This is a genomic window from Aliidongia dinghuensis (assembly GCF_014643535.1).
GTDB classification, from domain to species: domain Bacteria; phylum Pseudomonadota; class Alphaproteobacteria; order ATCC43930; family CGMCC-115725; genus Aliidongia; species Aliidongia dinghuensis.
The window spans coordinates 285,850-303,668 of the sequence record NZ_BMJQ01000007.1; the positions used below are offsets into that span (position 1 = coordinate 285,850).

A 17,819-nucleotide genomic window follows, 5' to 3' on the forward strand; every position below is an offset into this window, starting at 1 on the left:
ATCTTGAGCCAGACTTCGACAGCCGCTTCGCCTTCCCGCGATCTCCCGTCCACCGCGACCTGGCGCGGGCGCCTGCGGCGGGTCCTGGCTTGCTTCACGGTCGGCGTGGTGCTCTGGGCTCTGCAGCTGGCTCTCCTGATGCTCGAAGCCGGCACCGGGATCGGCCAGTTGCAGCCCGTCACGACCGGTGGATCCCTGCTGCTCGTCGCCTGCCTCGCCTGGTTCGTGCCGCGGGCCTGGCACGGCCATGAACCGCCGTCGGTCCTCGCCGGCGTCGTGATCGGCGCAGGTCTCGTGCTGATCCATTTCGCGAGCATCGCCGCCCTCACGGGCGTGCTCGATCTGACGGCCTGGCCGGCGCTCGGCGCGCTGGTGCTCGGCGGCTTGAGCGGCCTCGGTCTTGCCTGGGTCGGACCGTTGCTGATCGACCTCAGGGCCGCGACCGGCGCGGCGCTGGCCGTCGCCGGCGGTTTCGGCCTGGTCCATGCCCTGGGGCTCGTCTCGGCGACCGGCAGCTGGCCCGCACATCCGCTTCTGATGACGCTGGCGTCGGTCTATCTGCTGGCCTTCGGCGCCGTTCTGGGCGCGCGGCTCGCCGACCTGTCGCTCGTCGCAAGTCCGCGCTCCATCGCGCGCAAGGAGCGGTTCCGGGTCATCGCCGAGGCGCTGCCGATCCCGATCATCCTGACCACGGCCGACCACAAGCGCATCGTCTTCTCCAACCGCCGCTCGCGCCAGCAGTTCGCCCCCTTGGCCGACAATGGCGAGGGGCCGACCACGGATGCGCTGTTCGTCCATGCCGAGGATCGCGGGCGGCTGCTCGACCTGGTGCGGCGCGACGGCTCGGTGGAAAACCATGAGGTCGAGATGCGCCGGGCCGACGGCTCGACGTTCTGGGCGCTCATCGCCGCGCGCTCGGTCACCTTCAACGGCGAGCCGTCGATTCTCGCCGGCTATTACGACATCTCGGATCGCAAGGCGGCGGAAGAGGCGCTGCTCGCCAGCGAGGTGCGCTATGCGCTGATCTCGCGCGCCGCCAACGACGGGATCTGGGACTGGGACATCCCTTCGGGCGAGGTCTATTACTCGAGCCGCTGGCGCGAGATCGTCGGTGCGGAGCCGGGCAAGCGGCTTTCGACGCTCGAGGACTGGCTGTCGCGGGTCCATCCCGAGGACGTGCAGCGGCTCCGGCGCGAGATCGACGAACATGTCGCCGGCCACACGCCGCAGCTCGACACGGAATATCGCATTCGCCATGGCGACGGCCGGTATTGCTGGATGCAATGCCGGGCGATCGCGCTCCGGAACGGGGCGGGCGAGCCCATCCGGATGGCCGGCTCGCAGTCGGACGTAACGCTCCGGAAGACCTACGAGATCAATCTGCTGAATGCCGCCTACGAGGATAGGCTGACCGGCATCAACAACCGCGCGTTCTTTACCCACCTCGTCGATACCCGCAACACCGCGGGGGCGATCGATGGAACCGCGGTCCTGATGTTCAATGTCGACCAGTTCAAGCGCATCAACGACAGTCTGGGCTCGGGCGCCGGCGACGCACTGCTGATCGCGGTCGCGCGCCGCCTCGCCGCGCGGGTCAAGCCGCAGGATGCGCTCTCGCGTCTTGGCGGCGACGAGTTCGCGATCTGGCTCCAGGAGGTGGCGGACCATACCCATGCGCTCGACATGGTCGAGCTCATGATGACCGACCTCGCCCAGCCTTATTCGCTGGGCGACGTCGAAATGCCGGTCGGCGTCTCCGTCGGCATCGCGACGCCGACCCTGGGCGATGCAGCCTCCGGCGCCGATCTCCTGCGCAATGCGCGCCTGGCGCTCGACCGGGCGAAGCTGCGCGGCGGCGGGCGGATCGAGCTGTTCGACGACGCGCTGCTGCGCGAGACGAACATGCGGCGGCAATTGGGCAAAGACCTGACCAATGCCGAGCGGCAAGGGCAGATCTTCTTCGAGTATCAGCCGGTCGTGACGCTCGATCCGGACGGCACGAGCCGGGTCGCGGGATTCGAGGCGCTCATGCGCTGGCGCCATCCGGAGCTGGGCCTGATCCCGCCGATGCGCTTCATCCCGCTGGCCGAGGAGGCGGGCCTGATCGGTCCGCTCGGCCTCTTTGCGATCACCTGCGCCGCCCGCGAGAGCGAGCACTGGGCTGAGGCCGGCCTGGTCGAGCAGAAATTCTCGATGTCGGTCAATCTGTCGACCCGCCAGATCTCGGACCGGGCCGGCATCATGCGGCTGCACAAGCTCTTGGACAAGCTGACCTTGCCGCCGGGGCGCCTCAAGCTCGAGATCACCGAAAGCGTGCTCATGAGCGATCCGGAATCCATGGTCGTGACGCTCGATGAGTTGCGCCGGCGTGGGGTCGAGCTGTCGCTCGACGATTTCGGCACCGGCTATTCGTCGCTGAGCTACCTGCACCGCTTCCCGCTCGATACGCTCAAGATAGACCGGTCCTTCGTCAGCCGCATGAGCAGCGCGCCCGAGGCGTTCCGGCTCGTCCGCTCGATCATCGAGCTCGGCCATGATCTGGGACTCGACGTGGTGGCCGAGGGTGTCGAGGCGGCCGAGGAAGCGGAGCGCCTGCGGGAACTGGGCTGCGACTTTGCCCAGGGGTATTATTACTCGCGGCCCGTTCCGGCCGACGCCGCCGAAGCCATTCTGAGGAAGCGGGTGATCGGATGAGCGGGCGACACGGCTGGGACGGCCGGGGCAGGGTGAGCCGGCAATCCCCTTGGTGCGGATCGGCTCGGCCGGGGAGCGAGGCCTGATGGATCCGGATTTCGAAGCCGCTCGGGATTTCGCGCGACAGGCCCTGGATCAGATGCATGGCCGCGGCATCAAGTCCACGCCCGAGAATTTCACCGTCTGGTACGGCTATGCCGCGGACGCGCCGCCCGCGGCACGGCGGGCGATCGAGATCCTGATTTCGAACAATCAGGAATTCACGCCGGAGGTGATGGCGGATCTCTACGAGCGCTTCTACGGCGGGATGAAGCACACCGAGCGGATTCGGGTGCTGGCGCAGCAGATCGACGACGCCATGGCCGGCGTGCTCAGCACGCTCGGCAATGCCGGCGAGGGCGTGCGCCAGTATGGCGAGGCGCTGGGCCAAACCGCCCGCGAGCTGTTCGCCGACAACCCGCTGGAAAACGTACGGGCGATCATCCGCCAGGTCATGGACGAGACGCGCGACATGATCGAGCGCGCGGAGGTGCTCGAGCGGCAGCTCAGCAAGACGACGGAGGAAATCGGCGAGCTGCGCAAGCAGGTCGAGGACGCCAGCCGCGAGGCGCAGACCGACGCCTTGACCGGCATCGGCAACCGCAAGGGCTTCGACACGCAGCTGAAGCTCTGCATGCAGGAGGCGATGGAGCAGGGCACGGACCTGGCGCTGCTGCTCATCGACATCGATCACTTCAAGAACTTCAACGACACCTACGGGCACCAGTTCGGCGATCTGGTCCTGAAGCTGGTCGCTAAATACATGGTCGAAGGCATCAAGGGGCGCGATCTTGCTGCCCGCTACGGCGGCGAGGAATTCGCGATCCTGCTGCCCGGCACCAGCCTGCGCGCGGCTGCGGTGGTTGCTGAACATCTGCGATTGACGATCGGCGGCAAAGCGATCGTCAATCGCGAAACCAAGAAGAATTTCGGCACCGTAACGATCTCGGTCGGCCTCAGCCTCTATCGGCTGGGCGAGCCGCCCTACGTCTTCATCGAGCGCGCCGATGCCGCGCTCTATCAGGCGAAGCAGAGCGGTCGCAACCGCGTCGCGACCGAGGACGAACTCGCCGAGGTGATCAGCGAGCCGCCGCTACCGATCGAGCAGGATATCTGAGGGCTGTCGCGCCTTGCCGCGGGGAGATCAGGCGGCGAGCGTCTTGGCCGCGCGGCGGCGGACGCTCCGCCAGCGTTCGACGATGCCGGACGGCACGGGGATGGATTCCGTGCCTTCGAGCGCTGCAGGCCCGATCGGCAGCGCCAGCACCCGTGCCGGATTTTCCCGACGCATCGAGATGCCCCAGTTCTCCGCCGGCTTGAAGCCGAACCGGCCGTAGTAGGGTTCGTCGCCCACCAGCATGATCAGGTGATGCCCGGCAGTGGCGGCCCGCGCGAGGCTGGTCCGGATCAGCATGCCGCCGACGCCGGAAGAACGGGCGTCGGCCCGCACCGCGACCGGCCCCAACAGCAGGGCGGGTGCCGCGGTCGGTCCGACCATGATCGGCCAATAGCGGATCGTGCCGACGATTTCACCCGCGTCGCGTGCAACCTGGCACAGCGGCCAGATGCGGCTCACCCGCTTGCGATAGGAATAGGACGATTTGGCGTGGCGATCCGGCCCGAAGGCCTGGTCCAGCAGGGTCTCGATCGCGGCGGCATCGGCGGGCCGCTCATTGGTGAGTTCGATCATCGGGCTCTCATCATCGGACAGCGGAGGGACGGAGGCCCGTCCGGCTGCCGAGAGAGCCGATCACGCCGTCCAGCCTCGTGCGGAGGCGGCCGGCCTGGGCCCAGGCGCAGGCGAACGGGATGCGGCGCGTCGGGCGCGTCGCAGACTCGTTCGTCGTCGTAGGGTCGAACACGGCATGAGTGTGGCCGTCAATGAGGTGTCAGGGACGCGAACCATGGACGACGCTCCGGGCGACTGTCAAGCAGGCAAGCCCATGATCTCATTGCGGATCTGTTCCGTGCCGATCGCGTGGTAAAATCGTCGCAAATTGCTCACGAAAAAACGGCTTGCTCCGGGCGGTCTCGTCGATTCATTTTGTGACCGCTCGCGGCCATTGCCGTTTCGGCAGGTGCCGGCCATGAGCAATGATCGAATGTAGACCGGAAGGGGTGCTTCCGGATGGAGCGCGCCGGACGCGTAGCAGGGCCGTCCCCACGAGTGCCGGTCCGATGGGCGCCGTCCGGGGCGCATGTAAGGGGGCTGAATTTGTCGAAACGGGTTTTGTCTGGTGTGCTCGCTGCGTCCCTCGTCCTGGCGTCGACGCTGGCACACGCGGAATGCTACACCGAGGCGGAATGGCAGGCGGCGCACGTGCGGATCCTGCAGACCGAGCTCAATGTGGCTCAGCTCACTTGCCAGAACGTGCCGGACCACAGCTACGACGCCCAATATAGCGCCTTCGTGGCGCGGTTCGGTGATCGTCTGAAGTCCGCGGCGAGCGTATTGCGGGCCCATTTCAAGCGGGTCTACGGCAACGCGGCGTCGGAGAAGCAGCTCGATATTTTCGTCACGCGCGTCGCGAACGAGGCGTCGGACCGCAGCATGAGCTCGACCACGCCTTGCGCCGATGCGGCGCCGCTGTTTCAGCAAGTGCTGGCGACCGATACCGGCGGCCTGTCGCAGCTGGCGCTGGATCACGTGACCGACAAGACCGAGATCGGCGGCGAGCTGTGCGTCGCGAAGAAGGCGCCGGCATCGCGCAAATCGGGCAGGACGAAGAAGACGGTCGCCGTGAAGTAGCGGGCCAAGGCGGCCGGCGGCTCGCACGTCCGTCGTCGAGCAAGAAAAAAAGGCGCGCCCCCAAGGGGCGCGCCTTCTTCTTTTCGCGGCGAAAAAACCGCCTGCAGATTACTGCAGGACGATCTCGGCGCGGCGGTTCTGCGGCTCGCGCACGCCATCGGCCGTCGGGACCAAGAGGCCGGTCTTGCCGACGCCAACCGTGGCGATCTCGCCGGCCGGCACGCCATCGGCGACCAGCTGGGCCTTGACCGCTGCGGCGCGCTTCTCGGAGAGCGCCTGGTTGTACTTGGCCGAGCCGACCGTGTCGGTATGGCCGGTCACGTTGATCTGGGTCAGGTTGCCGGCCTTCACGCTGTCGGCGGCCTGCTGGATCACCTTGGCGCCGGCGCCGGTGACGTCCGACTTGTTGAAGTCGAAGAACACCTGGAACGCACGCTGCACCTCCGGCGCCTTGGCCGGCGGGGCGGGCGGCGGGGCGGCGACGACCGGCGCCGGAGCGGCCGGCGGCTCGCCGAACTCAACGCGCAACGTCAGGAAGATGTTGTGCGAGTAATACTTGTAGTGCGCGACCGCCGCCTGGCCGGCGATCGTCTCGTTGATGTCGGTGTCCTCGCTGCCGATGAAGCGGTAGTCGAGACCGAGCTTCAGGTTCTCGGTGATCGGGTATTCCGCACCGATGATGGCCTGATAGCCGAACACGGAGCTGTGGCCGTTGACCTGCGCGTCCGGCGTTACGACGCCGTTGTTGCGGATCAGGAGCTCGCCGATGCCGCCGCCGACATGCGGGATCACCGGCAGGCCGAGATCGTAGAAGTCATAGAGGACGTTGCCGAAGAAGTCATAGGTCTGCACATGGCCGCCCTTGGGCAGCGCGCCATGGTCGACATGATTCATGTCGGCGTTGCTGGTGCCGAACTGGAGTTCCGCGCGGAACCCGTTGCCGAACTCCCAACCGCCGGCGAGGCTGCTGGCGATGCCCGTGTCGTAGGTGACGCTGGTGCTGCTCTGGTTGTTCGGGAGCACCTGATTGGACGGGCCCTTCGACTGGATCGGCAGCGGGAACGTAGCGCCGATGCCGCCGGTGATGTAGGGGCCGGTCAGCTGCTGAGCCATCGCGGCCGAGGAAACTGAGCAGAGCAGAACTGCGCCCAGGACGCACAGACGTTTATTCATCATCATCCTCATCACATTGGCCGTCTAGGCGGAATGAAAGCGTTAGTCTTCTCGCATATGAACTTATAATACGGCCAGAGGTTGCCCTGCATGTCTAAGGTTCGTTGTGATTCCGTGCTTTTTTGGGGGGTGTTGCTAAAAATACACGGTCGGCGGGAGGCGCGGCGCCTTTCGGCGCCAAGTATCATTGGAGATCGTTACGGTTCCGATCAGGGCTCGTCGAGGCCGACCACCGTGTGCAGGTCGCGCACTTCGCCCAACGGATAATTGAGCTCTAGCGGCGGATTGTACTGTCTCAGCACCAGCGTTGCCTCCGTGCTGCGCACGAATTCTTTGATCAGGACCGCGTTGTCCGTCTTCGTGACGACGACGCCCGACCCCGCCTGTGCGGGCTTGTACGGGTTGATGTGCAGTAATTGCCCCGGTCGAAAGCGCGGGATCATGCTCTCGCCGACCATGTAGATCGAATAGGCGTCGCGTACATGGCGAAGCGAATGGGGCCGTGCGATGTAGTCGATCGGTCCGTCGTCCAGGAACATTTCCTGCTCGATGCCGCCCCGAGCAGCACTGCGCACCGGGATGAGATCCCGCGGGTCGCGGGCGGGCGGGGTCGGGCCGGGTGCGGCCTCGCTGCGCGGTGTGGGCGCCGGTGGCCGCGGGGCGGCGGGCGGGGTTGACGGCGTCGTTGGCAGCAGATCCCCGGCTTCAATGCCGAGGGCCGTCGCCAGCCGGGCCATCCAATCGAGCGTCAGGCGGCGCTCGCCCTTCTCGAGCTTGTTGATCTGAGAGGCCGTCGTGCCGACACGCTCGGCGAGCGCCTGCATGCTGAGGCCGGCCCGGGCACGAAATTCTTTCAGTCGATTGGACATCATGTCCATATTGTACCTATCGGGGGCGGCGTGGGCAAGTGCCTATCGGTGAAAATATTTTGCGCGCGCCAATTGCAGGTTCGGAACAAAGCAAGTACGAATTGGTGTGTTATATGTCCATTTTGGAGATGGGAATGTCCGCTTTACCCAATGTTCCGAGCCACAAGACGCGCCGGGCGGCGCTGGCACTCGATCCCGTGATGATCAGCCGCATGACGCTTGCCCATGGGGGCCCCGAATTGCCGCCGCCGGAGCGGCAGCGGCACGATCCCGTGACGCTGGTCGAGGAACGCGATCCCGAGGGCTGGCCGGTTCGCCATTGTCGGGCGGTCGACACGATCGGCCGGCTCGTCCGCAACGGTCTGGCGCGGCCGGAATGGGCGGTGGCCGCCGATCGGTTCCGGCGCGACTATCGCCTTGCCCAATTTGACCCCCTCAGCGCGAATGATCTGCAGCGGCCGCGGGGGGCCGGCGGGCGCGGGCCCATCCTCGACCGGGTCGAAGATGCGCGGCAGCGCCTGTTCGACGCGGTTGCCGGCATGGGCGGCTTGTCCGCCCCGGCCGGCTCGGTCGTGTGGCACGTGATCGGTGCCGAGCTCACGCTCAAGGACTGGTCGCTGCGCCAGGTCTGGGGTGGTCGGCCGTTGCGCCATGAGGTTGCGACCGGCATCCTGCTGGCGGCCCTTGCGGCGCTCGACGCCCATTATCATGACCGGCGGCGGATTGCCCGGGCGGAGCGGCCTGCGCTTGCCCGCAGCCGTGGCTGATCGGCCGTCCATGACTGGTCGCATTGAGAACAAAAAATGAACAAAGCCGATTGACTCGATCCGAAACATCGGGCAGAAAAATCCCATCGTTCGAATTGCGCCCGCCCGGCTCTGCCGCGGCGGGCCTTTCATTTTCGGGCCTGGCTCAGGCCCGCAAGGAGGGCGGATGGCGGGCTGGAGCGACCATCAGCGGGCCTGTTTCCTGACGTTGCTGGCCGAAACCGGCAATGTCAGCGCCGCTGCGCGCGGTGCCGGCGTGTCGCGCTCCGGCGCCTATGCGCAGCGGCTTGCCGACGAAGATTTCGCCGTCGCCTGGACCGAGGCGCAGGCCCAAGCGGTCGACGCGCTGGAGCTCGAGGCGCGGCGGCGCGCGGTCGAAGGCGTCGAGCAGCCGGTGCTCTATGCCGGCAAGCCGGTGCATGGCGCCGGCGGCGAGCCGGTCACCATCCGGCACTATTCCGACCGGCTGCTCGAGCTCTTGCTCAAGGCGCGGCGGGTGGACACGGGCAACTCCAACGACGAGGTTCAGGATGACGACGGCGTTGCTCTCGATGACGATGAGCGAGTGCGCCGCATTATGTGGCTTCTTGAGCAAGCGCGAGCGCGCCAGGCTCGACGGGCTGCTCAAGGGCGTGTGGGTGCCGCTGTCCGGGCCGCAGAGGACGGCCTATGACAGCGAGGCCGATGTGCTGCTCTATGGCGGGGCCGCCGGCGGCGGCAAGACCGATCTTTTGCTGGGCCTCGCCCTCGGCGCGCATCGCCGCTCGATCCTGTTTCGCCGCGAATTCGCCCAACTGAAGGCGATCGAGGACCGGGCGCGCGAGATGACCGGCCCCGGCGCCCATTACAGTGCTACCCGCCATACCTGGCAGCTGCCGGGCGGTCGCAGTCTGGAACTGGGCGCAGTGCAGCGGCCAGGCGACGAGCGCAAATATCAGGGCCGGCCGCACGACCTGAAGGCATTCGACGAGATTACCCATTTCACTGAGGCGCAGTTCCGCTTCCTGATCGGCTGGAACCGCAGCGCCGAACCAGGCCGGCGCTGTCGTGTCGTCGCGGCCGGCAATCCACCGACCTCGGCCCAAGGCGACTGGGTCATCCGCTATTGGGCGCCCTGGCTCGACCGGCAGCACCCGAATCCGGCCGAGCCTGGCGAGCTCCGCTGGTTCGCGACGATCGACGGCAAGGAGGTCGAGGTCGAGAGCGGTGCCGCCTTCGACCATGGCGGCGAGCGGATCGAGCCGCGCTCGCGGAGCTTCATCCGGGCGCGCGTCGAGGACAATCCGTTCCTCATCGCTGCCGGATATCGCGCGACCCTGCAGTCCCTGCCGGAACCGCTGCGCTCTCAGATGCTGTTCGGCGATTTCGCCGCGAAGCAGGCGGATGATCCCTGGCAGGTCATCCCGACGGAATGGGTGCTGGCGGCGCAGGCGCGCTGGCAGGAATGCCCGCCCGGACCGCTCGATACGCTCGGCGTCGACGTCGCGCGCGGCGGGCGCGACCGGACCGTCGTGACGGCCCGCCACGGCCCCTGGTTCGCGCATCCTGAGAGCTTCCCGGGCGCCGAGACGCCGGATGGCCAGGCGGTCGTGGCGCTGCTGGTGCCGCTGCTCGCGGCACAGGCGGCGGTGCAGGTGGATGTGATCGGCGTGGGGGCTGCGGTCTATGACGCGGCGCGGGCGCGCGGCCTCCACGCGGTGCCGCTCAACGGCGCCGCGGGCTCCGCGGCGCGCGACCGTTCGGGGCAACTGGGTTTCGCCAACGCGCGCGCCGAATGGTGGTGGCGGCTGCGCGAGGCGCTCGATCCGTCGGCTGGCGACGGCTTGGCGCTGCCGCCGGACCGCGAATTGCTGGCCGACCTCACGGCGCCGCGCTGGCGCCTCGCCAGCGCCGGCATCCTGGTCGAGCGCAAGGACGAGATCATCGCCCGCATCGGCCGCTCGCCCGACAAGGGCGACAGCCTCGTCTATGCCCATGCCCGGCCGCTCGTGCCGGGACAAGGGCTGCTCGATTTCCTGCGCGAAGAGATCGCGCGGGGCTGACGCTGACGAAAGGATCGTTCATGACCCCTGGCACTTCCGCGGGCCGGGCGGGCCTGCTCGCGCGCGTTGCGGGCGGGCTGCGCTATGCCGTGACCGGCACGCCGCCCAGTTCCTGGTTCGGCCCGGCGACGCCGCTGACACCCGAGGCGCCGGCGTCGGTCGCGGGCCGGCAGTTCGACTATCCGGTCGGCTTCAACCTGCGGCTCCAGCCGCGGCAGGACGAGGGCGCGAGCTTCGCCGAGTTGCGCGGCCTCGCCGATGCCTACGACCTCGTCCGCCTGGTGATCGAGACGCGCAAGGACCAGGTCGAGGCGCTCGACTGGACCGTGCGGGCGCGCAGCGGCCGCTCGGACGACCCGCGCGTGGCCGCGGCGACCGCGCTGCTGCGGTCGCCCGACCGCGAGCACGGCTGGGGCACCTGGCTGCGCCTGCTGCTCGAGGACCTGTTCGTGCTCGACGCGCCGACGCTCTATGTCCGGCGCACCGTTTCGGGCGCCGTCTGGGGCCTCGAGGTGATCGACGGCGCCACGATCAAGCGGCTGCTCTCGCCGGACGGCCGCACGCCCCGGCCGCCGGAGCCGGCCTATCAGCAGGTGCTCAAGGGCGTGCCGGCGGTCGACTACCGGGCCGACGAGCTCATCTATGCGCCGCGCAACCCGCGGCCGCACCGGGTCTACGGCTATTCGCCGGTCGAGCAGATCCTGATGACGGTCAACATCGGGCTCCGGCGCCAGGTGAGCCAGCTGCACTATTTCACCGAGGGCAACACGCCCGAGGCGCTGATCGGCGTGCCGGAGGCCTGGACGCCGGAGCAGATCCGCCAGTTCCAGGAATACTGGGACGCGCTGCTGGAAGGCAATCTCGCCGCCCGGCGCCACACGCGCTTCGTGCCGGGCGGCCTCAAGTACCAGCCGGTACGCGACGTGCCGTTGAAGGACGAGTTCGACGAGTGGCTGGCGCGCGTCGTGTGCTTCGCGTTCTCGATCCCGCCGACCGCGTTCGCCCGGACGACGAACCGGGCGACGGCGGAGACGGCGCAGGGCACCGCGCTCGCCGAGGGGCTGCAGCCGCTGCTCGGCTGGGTCAAGGCGCTGATCGACCGCATCCTGGCGCAGGTGCTCGGTTGGCCGGATCTCGAGTTCGCCTGGGCCGACCAGACGGCGACCGACCCGCAGAGCCAGGCGACGATCGCCGCCGCCTATGTCGCGGCCGGCATCAAGACGCGCAACGAGGTGCGCGCCGAGCTCGGGCTCGGCCCCATCGTCGGCGGCGACACGCTCACCACCGCCACACCGGCGGCCCCGCTGCTCGGTGCCCCGGCGTCCGACACGGTGGCTAAGGCCGGGTTCAGGCCAAACGAACTGCGCAGCCACGGACAATGGGCGACCGAAGGCGCGAGCGGCGCCTTGTCGCCGGCTCAGGAAATCATCCTAGACGAACCGCCGCTCGAATTCATGCCGCCGGAGCCGGTCGAGCCGCTGCCGGGTATCGGCGGCCGGCCTTTGCCGGCCAATCCGGAGGACCTTCTCGCCCAAGGATATCGGGAAACCTCGCATCCGGATGCGGCCGCCCAAGGGCATCGCACATTCGAAAACCCCACAACCGGGGATGTGCTCCGCTATGATGAAGGCAAACCCGGCGAGACCGGTTATCGCGGCCAGGACCATTATCATCGGGAAAACCCAGACAGCACGGGCGATGGCGATGCATATTTGGACAAGAATGGGCGACCGGTCCGCCGCAACAGCAAAGCATCTCACCTGACTTCAGGCGATTGGATATGACCATGAATTCGAGATTTTATTACGACGGCGCCACGGTCAGGCAGTTGAGCCTGGAAAGCGGCGTGTTTCGGATCGGCCTGGAATGCGCGACCGATGACGATGAAATCGCGGTCGATGTGGCGCTTTCGTTTCATGAAATCCGGAATTTGCAGGTGGACCGCGTTGCGGCCGCCGACGTCGGCATGATCGAGGACGACGGCGAGATCATCTCCTACTACCAGGCAGAGCGGCATGCCGAGATCGTCATCCAATGGAACAATTTCGATCCTGCCGATCGGCGCAAGCAGACCATCTCGTACATCTTCGACTTCCAGGGCTTCGATCTGGCGAGAAGCCCGGACATCCACCGCTGGCCTGCATCATAGGTCGGGGCAATTGGCGTTTGCGATCTTTGGAACAACCAGCCGAGGGACGAGCAGGGGCAGTGGAGCGATAATGGAGCGAAACGGGAACTTCGTCGTTACTTGCCGGCGCAGCTCCCGATAATAATTCAGCTCCGCCATCCAAGGACGTGAGGGGTGGGAGTGACAATCTTCCCGTGCGTAGGCCGGCGGAAGCCCGGACAATCGACAGCGGCACAGTCCAGGGCCCTGGAGGCTACGAACCGGCGGACATCGGCCCGACGCATTTTGCCGTCGAGAGCGCGGGCGGCGATCCCGGGAAGATCGAAGCCGCGCTGGCGAAATTGCCGGACGGCGCATTGATCGACATCTACGGGGCGGGTACCAAAATCGCAGCGGTGGGAAATTCCGTGCAGGATTATTTCAAGGACTGGGGTGCGAGCGGCCCGCGCGGCTGGTCCGACGGGTCTGGCTGGTCGGTCGTTCCCGGCGTCTTTGATCCGACGAGCAAGACCGTCGTCATTGCGACAAGCGACCGGTTTCCGAATGGGTCGGTCAATCTCGCGTTACATGAGATCGGGCACTCCTACGATTTCGCCATGGGCGGGCTGTCGAACTCGCCCGATTTCGCCGAGGCTTGTGAGGCTGCGAAAGGCGGATTGAGCCCTTATTTCCTGCAGCCCGGCTCGGCCGGCCGGTAAGAGACTTTCGCAGAAAATTTCGCCGCATTTTTCGGCAAGAACGAAGCGTATGCGGCGGCGCATCCTAGTCTTATCGAATATTGGAGACGTCACAGTGGCGTCCAAAAAACTCCATAGGTTTCTGTATCCACTCCTTCTTGTTTCACTTTTACATGCCTCAGCATGGAGCGCGGACATGGACACGGTGCGCGACAGTATCGGTGAAGCCCGAATGCTCGAGGATGGCACGATCGTGCTGTGGCTGAGGGCCGAAGGCCCGAACGGCCAGGTCGGCGACGGTTTCCTGCGGTATGAGCTGAGCGATCCGAAGTATGCGGAGATCAAGAAGCACATCGGCGACATCAAGCCCGGGGAGAGCAAGCCGGTGCCGCCCTGGACGAAATAGGACGTCGAGGCTGGAGCAAAGAATGAACCTGCTGACTTCCAGCGATCCTATGCTGGAGTTGCCCACGCGAATCCGGGAAATCTGGCGGCAGTGCGCCGCACAGCGCTGCTGGCGAACGTACTAAAGGTGTTCATATGAGCGAAAACTCGATGAATTATCTTTTTTCGAACAATAATCTGCATCCAGCTCAGGTCTTTATAGAACCGTGGGCGGAGGAGTTTTCGGTTCCATCTGGGTCTAAGTTATCTATATCTATTTTTTTATAACAAAGAGGGAGTGCTGGAAACCGAAATTTCGCCCGACTATTTTGCCGTGTGGCTTTGGGCTGGGTGCCGCGCTGCGGTGACGTTGGATGGTAAAGCCCAGACGACGACCTCGCCAGCTATCCCGGCGCCGGGTTGATGCGTCTCTTGATCGCGTCTGATTTATCGGTCCGTTCCTGACCTTTCCGGTGGCACGGGAGTGCTCATGCTACCCTATGCCGACCGGCACGCAGGTCCTGTGAGGCTGCGGGCGATCAAGCGCATTCTTGGTGAATAGGGGAAACAGGGATGGATGTGCGCACTGTGCAATCGGCGCTTCTCGCCCGTGGCGTGAAGTTGGCGCCGCCAGCGAGCAAGGCGGATCTGGACCGTCTCGGCCAACTCATCGGGCCGCGTACGGATGGAGCTTTGTTCGAGCTGTATTCGACGTTCAATGGCTTCGAGGATTACGACAGGAAAAGCCAGATTTTCATATGGCCGATAGCTCGGGTTCTGCAGGAGCGCGATCTGGATACGACTGTTGCCGGTGCAAAATATGTGGCGTTCGGCGATGTCATGATCGACTCCGATTTCTTGATCCTATGCTCCGAGAGCAGCGAGCGTCCGATCTATCTGCGGCACGAGCAGCGGGAAATGGCGGAGTCCCTGCTGGATTTCCTGAAGCGGCTCACCGACGGCGCTTTCGATTTCCTCTAATGATGGCGCGGGCTACGCCTCTGCGGTGAGGCGGCAGCCTCAGGATCATTGCAACCCTGCCTGAAGGGACGAGCCGACCTACGTTTGGGCGACTTGCGGGTTTGCGCAGGGGCTAGCGAATTCGAGTGCGGCGTCGACAGCGGCTTGCCGACTTGGCGCGGCCCGAGCAGGGCCACGGCGGGCGAGCGCTCGATCAGCTCAATCAGATGCGGTTTGAGGGCGCGCTCGATCATCCTTGCATTTGTGGAGCTTGATTCCTGAAATGCGAGGATGATGGAGGCGGGCGCCGCGATCGGGAGATTAGCGTCGCTTGTACCGAATGCCAGCAAACCCCAGCAGGGCCGTGCCCAACATCACGATCGTTGCCGGCTCGGGAACGGGGGTGGTGGGATCGCTGCTCGCGGTCAAGGTGCCGACGTCCAGCGGGCCAATGTCGAAGTTGCCGGTGGAGGACGCGTTCGGCGACGAAGAGGTCGCCATGAACAGCACCTCGCCCGGGAAGTAGAAGTCGCCGCTGTCGTCCGTCGCGGTGGAGAAGGCAAGCGACAGCAGGTTGCCCCCGGCATCGAGCGTGCCCGACAGCGACAGGAGATCGGCTCGGCTGGTGTACAGGTCGGTATCGGTGACCGGAACACCGGATGGGTTGCCGTTCAGGGTCAGGGAGAACGAGAAGCTCGTCACGTCGCTCGCCGAGAAACTGGTCAGTCCGTCGGGGATGGCCAGGGTGCCGGTGCCGGAAGCCGACTCCAGACCGTAATTGGAGGAGCCGATATTTGTGGGCGTACCAACGTAGGACAAATCGATGATTTCCGCTCGCGCGGCACCGCAGAGGCCGGCCGATAGCACAGCCCCGATGACGAATTTTCTGACAGACACGTAAATCCCCCCGGATATGTCATGGTGTCCGAAAGGGCGGAAGCACGTTCTGTGCCAAATTTTCGAGGGGCGGAAATCTGAGAATCTCCTATGTTTTTCAATAAATTAATGCGAGCGCGCCATTTGATTTTTTGCGCATGTGTAAAATTCTCCGACAAACTTCCGGTTGCGTCGAACTCGCCACGCCATTCGCCCTTCGGAGCGGCGAGGATCACGTCGCCCGTACGGCGGCGCAACATGAGGGCAGTCCGAACGCGTCACTTTCGCCTGTAGCAGCTGCATCTGGGTCGCCTGGAACAAAAAGAGAACTTTTCGCTTGACCGGTTCCGAGTCATCTGCCAGAAAATTCCCATCGTCCGAATTGCGCCCGTCCGGCTTTGCCGCGGCGGGCGTTTCGTTTCCGGCCACTCAAGGAAATCTCATGCCATCCACCGCCTCTTCGGGCGGCGTGGGCCTGCTCGCGCGCGTTGCGGGCGGGCTGCGCTATGCCGTGACCGGCACCCCGCCCAGTTCCTGGTTCGGCCCGGCGACGCCGCTGACACCCGAGGCACCGGCGTCGGTCGCCGGCCGGCAGTTCGATTATCCGGTGGGCTTCAACCTCCGCCTCCAGCCGCGCCAGGACGAGGGCGCGAGCTTCGCCGAACTGAGGGGTCTGGCCGACGCCTACGACCTGGTCCGGCTGGTGATCGAGACGCGCAAGGACCAGGTCGAGGCGCTCGACTGGACCGTGCGGGCCCGCAGCGGCAGCTCGGGCGACCCGCGCGTGGCCGTGGCGACCGAGCTGCTGCGGTCGCCCGACCGCGAGCATGGCTGGGGCACCTGGCTCCGCCTGCTGCTCGAGGACCTGTTCGTGCTCGACGCGCCGACGCTCTATGTCCGGCGCACCGCTTCAGGCGCGCTCTGGGGCCTGGACGTGATCGACGGCGCCACGATCAAGCGGCTGCTCTCGCCTGACGGCCGCACGCCCCGGCCGCCGGATCCGGCCTACCAGCAGGTCCTCAAGGGCGTGCCGGCGGTCGACTATGCCGCCGACGAGCTCCTCTATGCGCCGCGCAACCCGCGGCCGCATCGGGTCTACGGCTATTCGCCGGTCGAGCAGATCCTGATGACCGTCAACATCGGGCTCCGGCGCCAGGTGAGCCAGCTGCACTACTTCACCGAGGGCAACACGCCCGAGGCGCTGATCGGCGTGCCGGAGGCCTGGACGCCGGAGCAGATCCGCGGCATTAGGCAGCAAACTCACCAAGGGAGTTTTGCTCCCCAGTGCTGCGCCTGATGCCTTAGGGGAGCCTAAGGCATGAACATCAGAAGTTGCGGATTCGCCTCGATCGCGGCATCGTCGCGAGTATGGACCTTTTCGGCGTCTTCGCTGGGATCGCGGCACTTTTTACGGCGCCCATCTATGGTTGGGCGTTTCTCATGATCAATCCGCCGCATGACGATTTTAGACGCGCACGGGTTTGTTTCTGGGTAAGTGCAGGCGCATGGTGGATAATTTGGGCGGCATGGGGAAGCATGGCGGAACTATCGTTCACAGCTAGAACGGTAATTGTTTCCGTTCTAGCCATTCTTGGTTCACTAGCGCTAATGGAAGCGCTCAGAGTTGTTGAACAACGGGAAGCCGCCGCTCAACCAGGAAACCCCGCGCCGATCAGTGCGCCCATCCCCACAAAGATTGCGTCCGATCCAATAGGCGTTTCTCGTGCGCCCGAGCCAGAGAAGCCGCAATACATTAAAGACATAGAACGCAAACAATATCTGGAGAATCAGTTCCCGTTCTTCAAAGATGCAAAAGAGAAATTTTTGGCGCTTTCTGCTCAGTCTGCGCTCGTAAAAGGCGGACTTGCCGATAAATATCTATGGGTTCGCGCGGAATCCAACAGATTGCAGAAGGCAACCGAGATAAATAACATATTAAAATCTTGTTTTAGCGAAGAAATTGATTTCGATGACTACTCACCATTTGATAAAGACAGGCCATTGCCCGACGATGATAAAATACCAGATGTGGCAATGCGATACGATTATCATCTCGCACATTACAGAACGGAATCTGCCCAGATAAAACTGGATAGATATGAGGCAAGATTTATCAGTGAAATCAATATTTTATCTATAGATATCGGAAACAGAGCTAGGCCCAATGCTAATTAATATTTAGTGTTTTTGCATCTAACGCGGACAGGCATTGAAGCAAGAACACGGCCGTGAACTTGCCGCGGGCCACCTTATTTCGAAGGTTGGCATTCGTTTCGTGCACGCCGATAGCTGCTAGCTTTTCCTGCAACTGATCATACGTAATTCCGCGCCGCGTCATCTCGGCCCGCAAGATCCGCTTGACCTCGTCCGCCCATTCATCCTCGGTTTTCATCGTGTGCCGTCCCTAAAGCATCTTTTGTCATCATAGGCGTTACAAACGCCATTGACAACGATGCACTCT

Annotated in this window: 18 protein-coding genes; 13 read left to right on the forward strand and 5 right to left on the reverse strand. The window is 64.9% G+C overall.

Annotated features, from left to right (window positions below; all coding sequences use genetic code 11):
• The first annotated feature begins 3 nt into the window (after window positions 1-3).
• Window positions 4-2,694: a putative bifunctional diguanylate cyclase/phosphodiesterase gene (locus IEY58_RS15380; protein ID WP_189047263.1), complete on the forward strand. Its 2,691-nt coding sequence runs from the start codon at window positions 4-6 to the stop codon at window positions 2,692-2,694.
• An 85-nt stretch (window positions 2,695-2,779) separates the two neighbouring features.
• Complete coding sequence (locus IEY58_RS15385; RefSeq protein WP_189047265.1) at window positions 2,780-3,850, forward strand: GGDEF domain-containing protein; 1,071 nt, start codon at window positions 2,780-2,782, stop codon at window positions 3,848-3,850.
• Between the two features lie 27 nt (window positions 3,851-3,877).
• On the opposite strand, the gene IEY58_RS15390 is transcribed toward IEY58_RS15385, so the two are convergent.
• Window positions 3,878-4,423, reverse strand: a complete 546-nt coding sequence (locus tag IEY58_RS15390; RefSeq protein ID WP_189047267.1) for a GNAT family N-acetyltransferase — start codon at window positions 4,421-4,423, stop codon at window positions 3,878-3,880.
• A 525-nt stretch (window positions 4,424-4,948) separates the two neighbouring features.
• Here IEY58_RS15390 and IEY58_RS15395 point away from each other — a divergent pair.
• A complete protein-coding gene (locus tag IEY58_RS15395; RefSeq protein WP_189047269.1) occupies window positions 4,949-5,482 on the forward strand; it encodes a hypothetical protein in 534 nt (177 codons plus the stop codon).
• A 108-nt stretch (window positions 5,483-5,590) separates the two neighbouring features.
• On the opposite strand, the gene IEY58_RS15400 is transcribed toward IEY58_RS15395, so the two are convergent.
• A complete protein-coding gene (locus IEY58_RS15400) occupies window positions 5,591-6,655 on the reverse strand; it encodes an OmpA family protein (RefSeq protein WP_189047270.1) in 1,065 nt (354 codons plus the stop codon).
• A gap of 209 nt (window positions 6,656-6,864) precedes the next feature.
• Window positions 6,865-7,533 carry an XRE family transcriptional regulator gene (locus IEY58_RS15405; RefSeq protein ID WP_189047272.1) on the reverse strand — a complete coding sequence of 223 codons (669 nt, stop codon included), beginning with the start codon at window positions 7,531-7,533 and terminating at the stop codon, window positions 6,865-6,867.
• Window positions 7,534-7,658: 125 nt separating this feature from the next.
• Here IEY58_RS15405 and IEY58_RS15410 point away from each other — a divergent pair, with 125 nt between their 5' ends.
• The 8 genes from IEY58_RS15410 to IEY58_RS15445 all read left to right on the forward strand — a co-directional run bounded on the left by IEY58_RS15410 (window position 7,659) and on the right by IEY58_RS15445 (window position 14,503).
• Window positions 7,659-8,291 (forward strand): DUF6456 domain-containing protein, encoded by a 633-nt coding sequence (locus IEY58_RS15410; RefSeq protein WP_189047274.1) that lies wholly within the window; start codon window positions 7,659-7,661, stop codon window positions 8,289-8,291.
• Window positions 8,292-8,457: 166 nt separating this feature from the next.
• Window positions 8,458-8,964 (forward strand): terminase, encoded by a 507-nt coding sequence (locus tag IEY58_RS15415; protein WP_189047276.1) that lies wholly within the window; start codon window positions 8,458-8,460, stop codon window positions 8,962-8,964.
• Entirely contained in the window at window positions 8,879-10,333 is a 1,455-nt protein-coding gene (locus IEY58_RS15420) for a terminase family protein (protein WP_189047278.1), read from the forward strand. Before IEY58_RS15415 ends, IEY58_RS15420 begins: the two co-directional genes overlap by 86 nt.
• 20 nt (window positions 10,334-10,353) lie before the next feature.
• Window positions 10,354-12,117, forward strand: coding sequence for a phage portal protein (locus tag IEY58_RS15425; RefSeq protein WP_189047280.1), 1,764 nt, complete (start codon window positions 10,354-10,356; stop codon window positions 12,115-12,117).
• A 2-nt stretch (window positions 12,118-12,119) separates the two neighbouring features.
• The gene (locus IEY58_RS15430; RefSeq protein ID WP_189047282.1) at window positions 12,120-12,482 is read left to right on the forward strand and encodes a hypothetical protein; all 363 of its coding nucleotides are present in this window, start codon (window positions 12,120-12,122) and stop codon (window positions 12,480-12,482) included.
• A 173-nt stretch (window positions 12,483-12,655) separates the two neighbouring features.
• Window positions 12,656-13,159 carry an anthrax toxin lethal factor-related metalloendopeptidase gene (locus tag IEY58_RS15435; RefSeq protein ID WP_407648405.1) on the forward strand — a complete coding sequence of 168 codons (504 nt, stop codon included), beginning with the start codon at window positions 12,656-12,658 and terminating at the stop codon, window positions 13,157-13,159.
• A gap of 175 nt (window positions 13,160-13,334) precedes the next feature.
• Window positions 13,335-13,544 (forward strand): hypothetical protein, encoded by a 210-nt coding sequence (locus tag IEY58_RS15440; RefSeq protein ID WP_189047286.1) that lies wholly within the window; start codon window positions 13,335-13,337, stop codon window positions 13,542-13,544.
• A 551-nt stretch (window positions 13,545-14,095) separates the two neighbouring features.
• Window positions 14,096-14,503 (forward strand): hypothetical protein, encoded by a 408-nt coding sequence (locus tag IEY58_RS15445; protein ID WP_189047287.1) that lies wholly within the window; start codon window positions 14,096-14,098, stop codon window positions 14,501-14,503.
• A 300-nt stretch (window positions 14,504-14,803) separates the two neighbouring features.
• On the opposite strand, the gene IEY58_RS15450 is transcribed toward IEY58_RS15445, so the two are convergent.
• Window positions 14,804-15,379, reverse strand: a complete 576-nt coding sequence (locus IEY58_RS15450; protein WP_189047289.1) for a PEP-CTERM sorting domain-containing protein — start codon at window positions 15,377-15,379, stop codon at window positions 14,804-14,806.
• Window positions 15,380-15,800: 421 nt separating this feature from the next.
• Here IEY58_RS15450 and IEY58_RS15455 point away from each other — a divergent pair, with 421 nt between their 5' ends.
• Both IEY58_RS15455 and IEY58_RS15460 read left to right on the forward strand, forming a co-directional pair.
• A complete protein-coding gene (locus IEY58_RS15455; RefSeq protein ID WP_189047291.1) occupies window positions 15,801-16,655 on the forward strand; it encodes a hypothetical protein in 855 nt (284 codons plus the stop codon).
• Between the two features lie 35 nt (window positions 16,656-16,690).
• Entirely contained in the window at window positions 16,691-17,533 is an 843-nt protein-coding gene (locus IEY58_RS15460) for a hypothetical protein (RefSeq protein ID WP_189047293.1), read from the forward strand.
• Here IEY58_RS15460 and IEY58_RS15465 read toward each other — a convergent pair.
• Window positions 17,526-17,750: a DUF6471 domain-containing protein gene (locus IEY58_RS15465; RefSeq protein WP_189047295.1), complete on the reverse strand. Its 225-nt coding sequence runs from the start codon at window positions 17,748-17,750 to the stop codon at window positions 17,526-17,528. The two genes, IEY58_RS15460 and IEY58_RS15465, sit on opposite strands and share 8 nt — an antisense overlap.
• Window positions 17,751-17,819 lie beyond the last annotated feature (69 nt).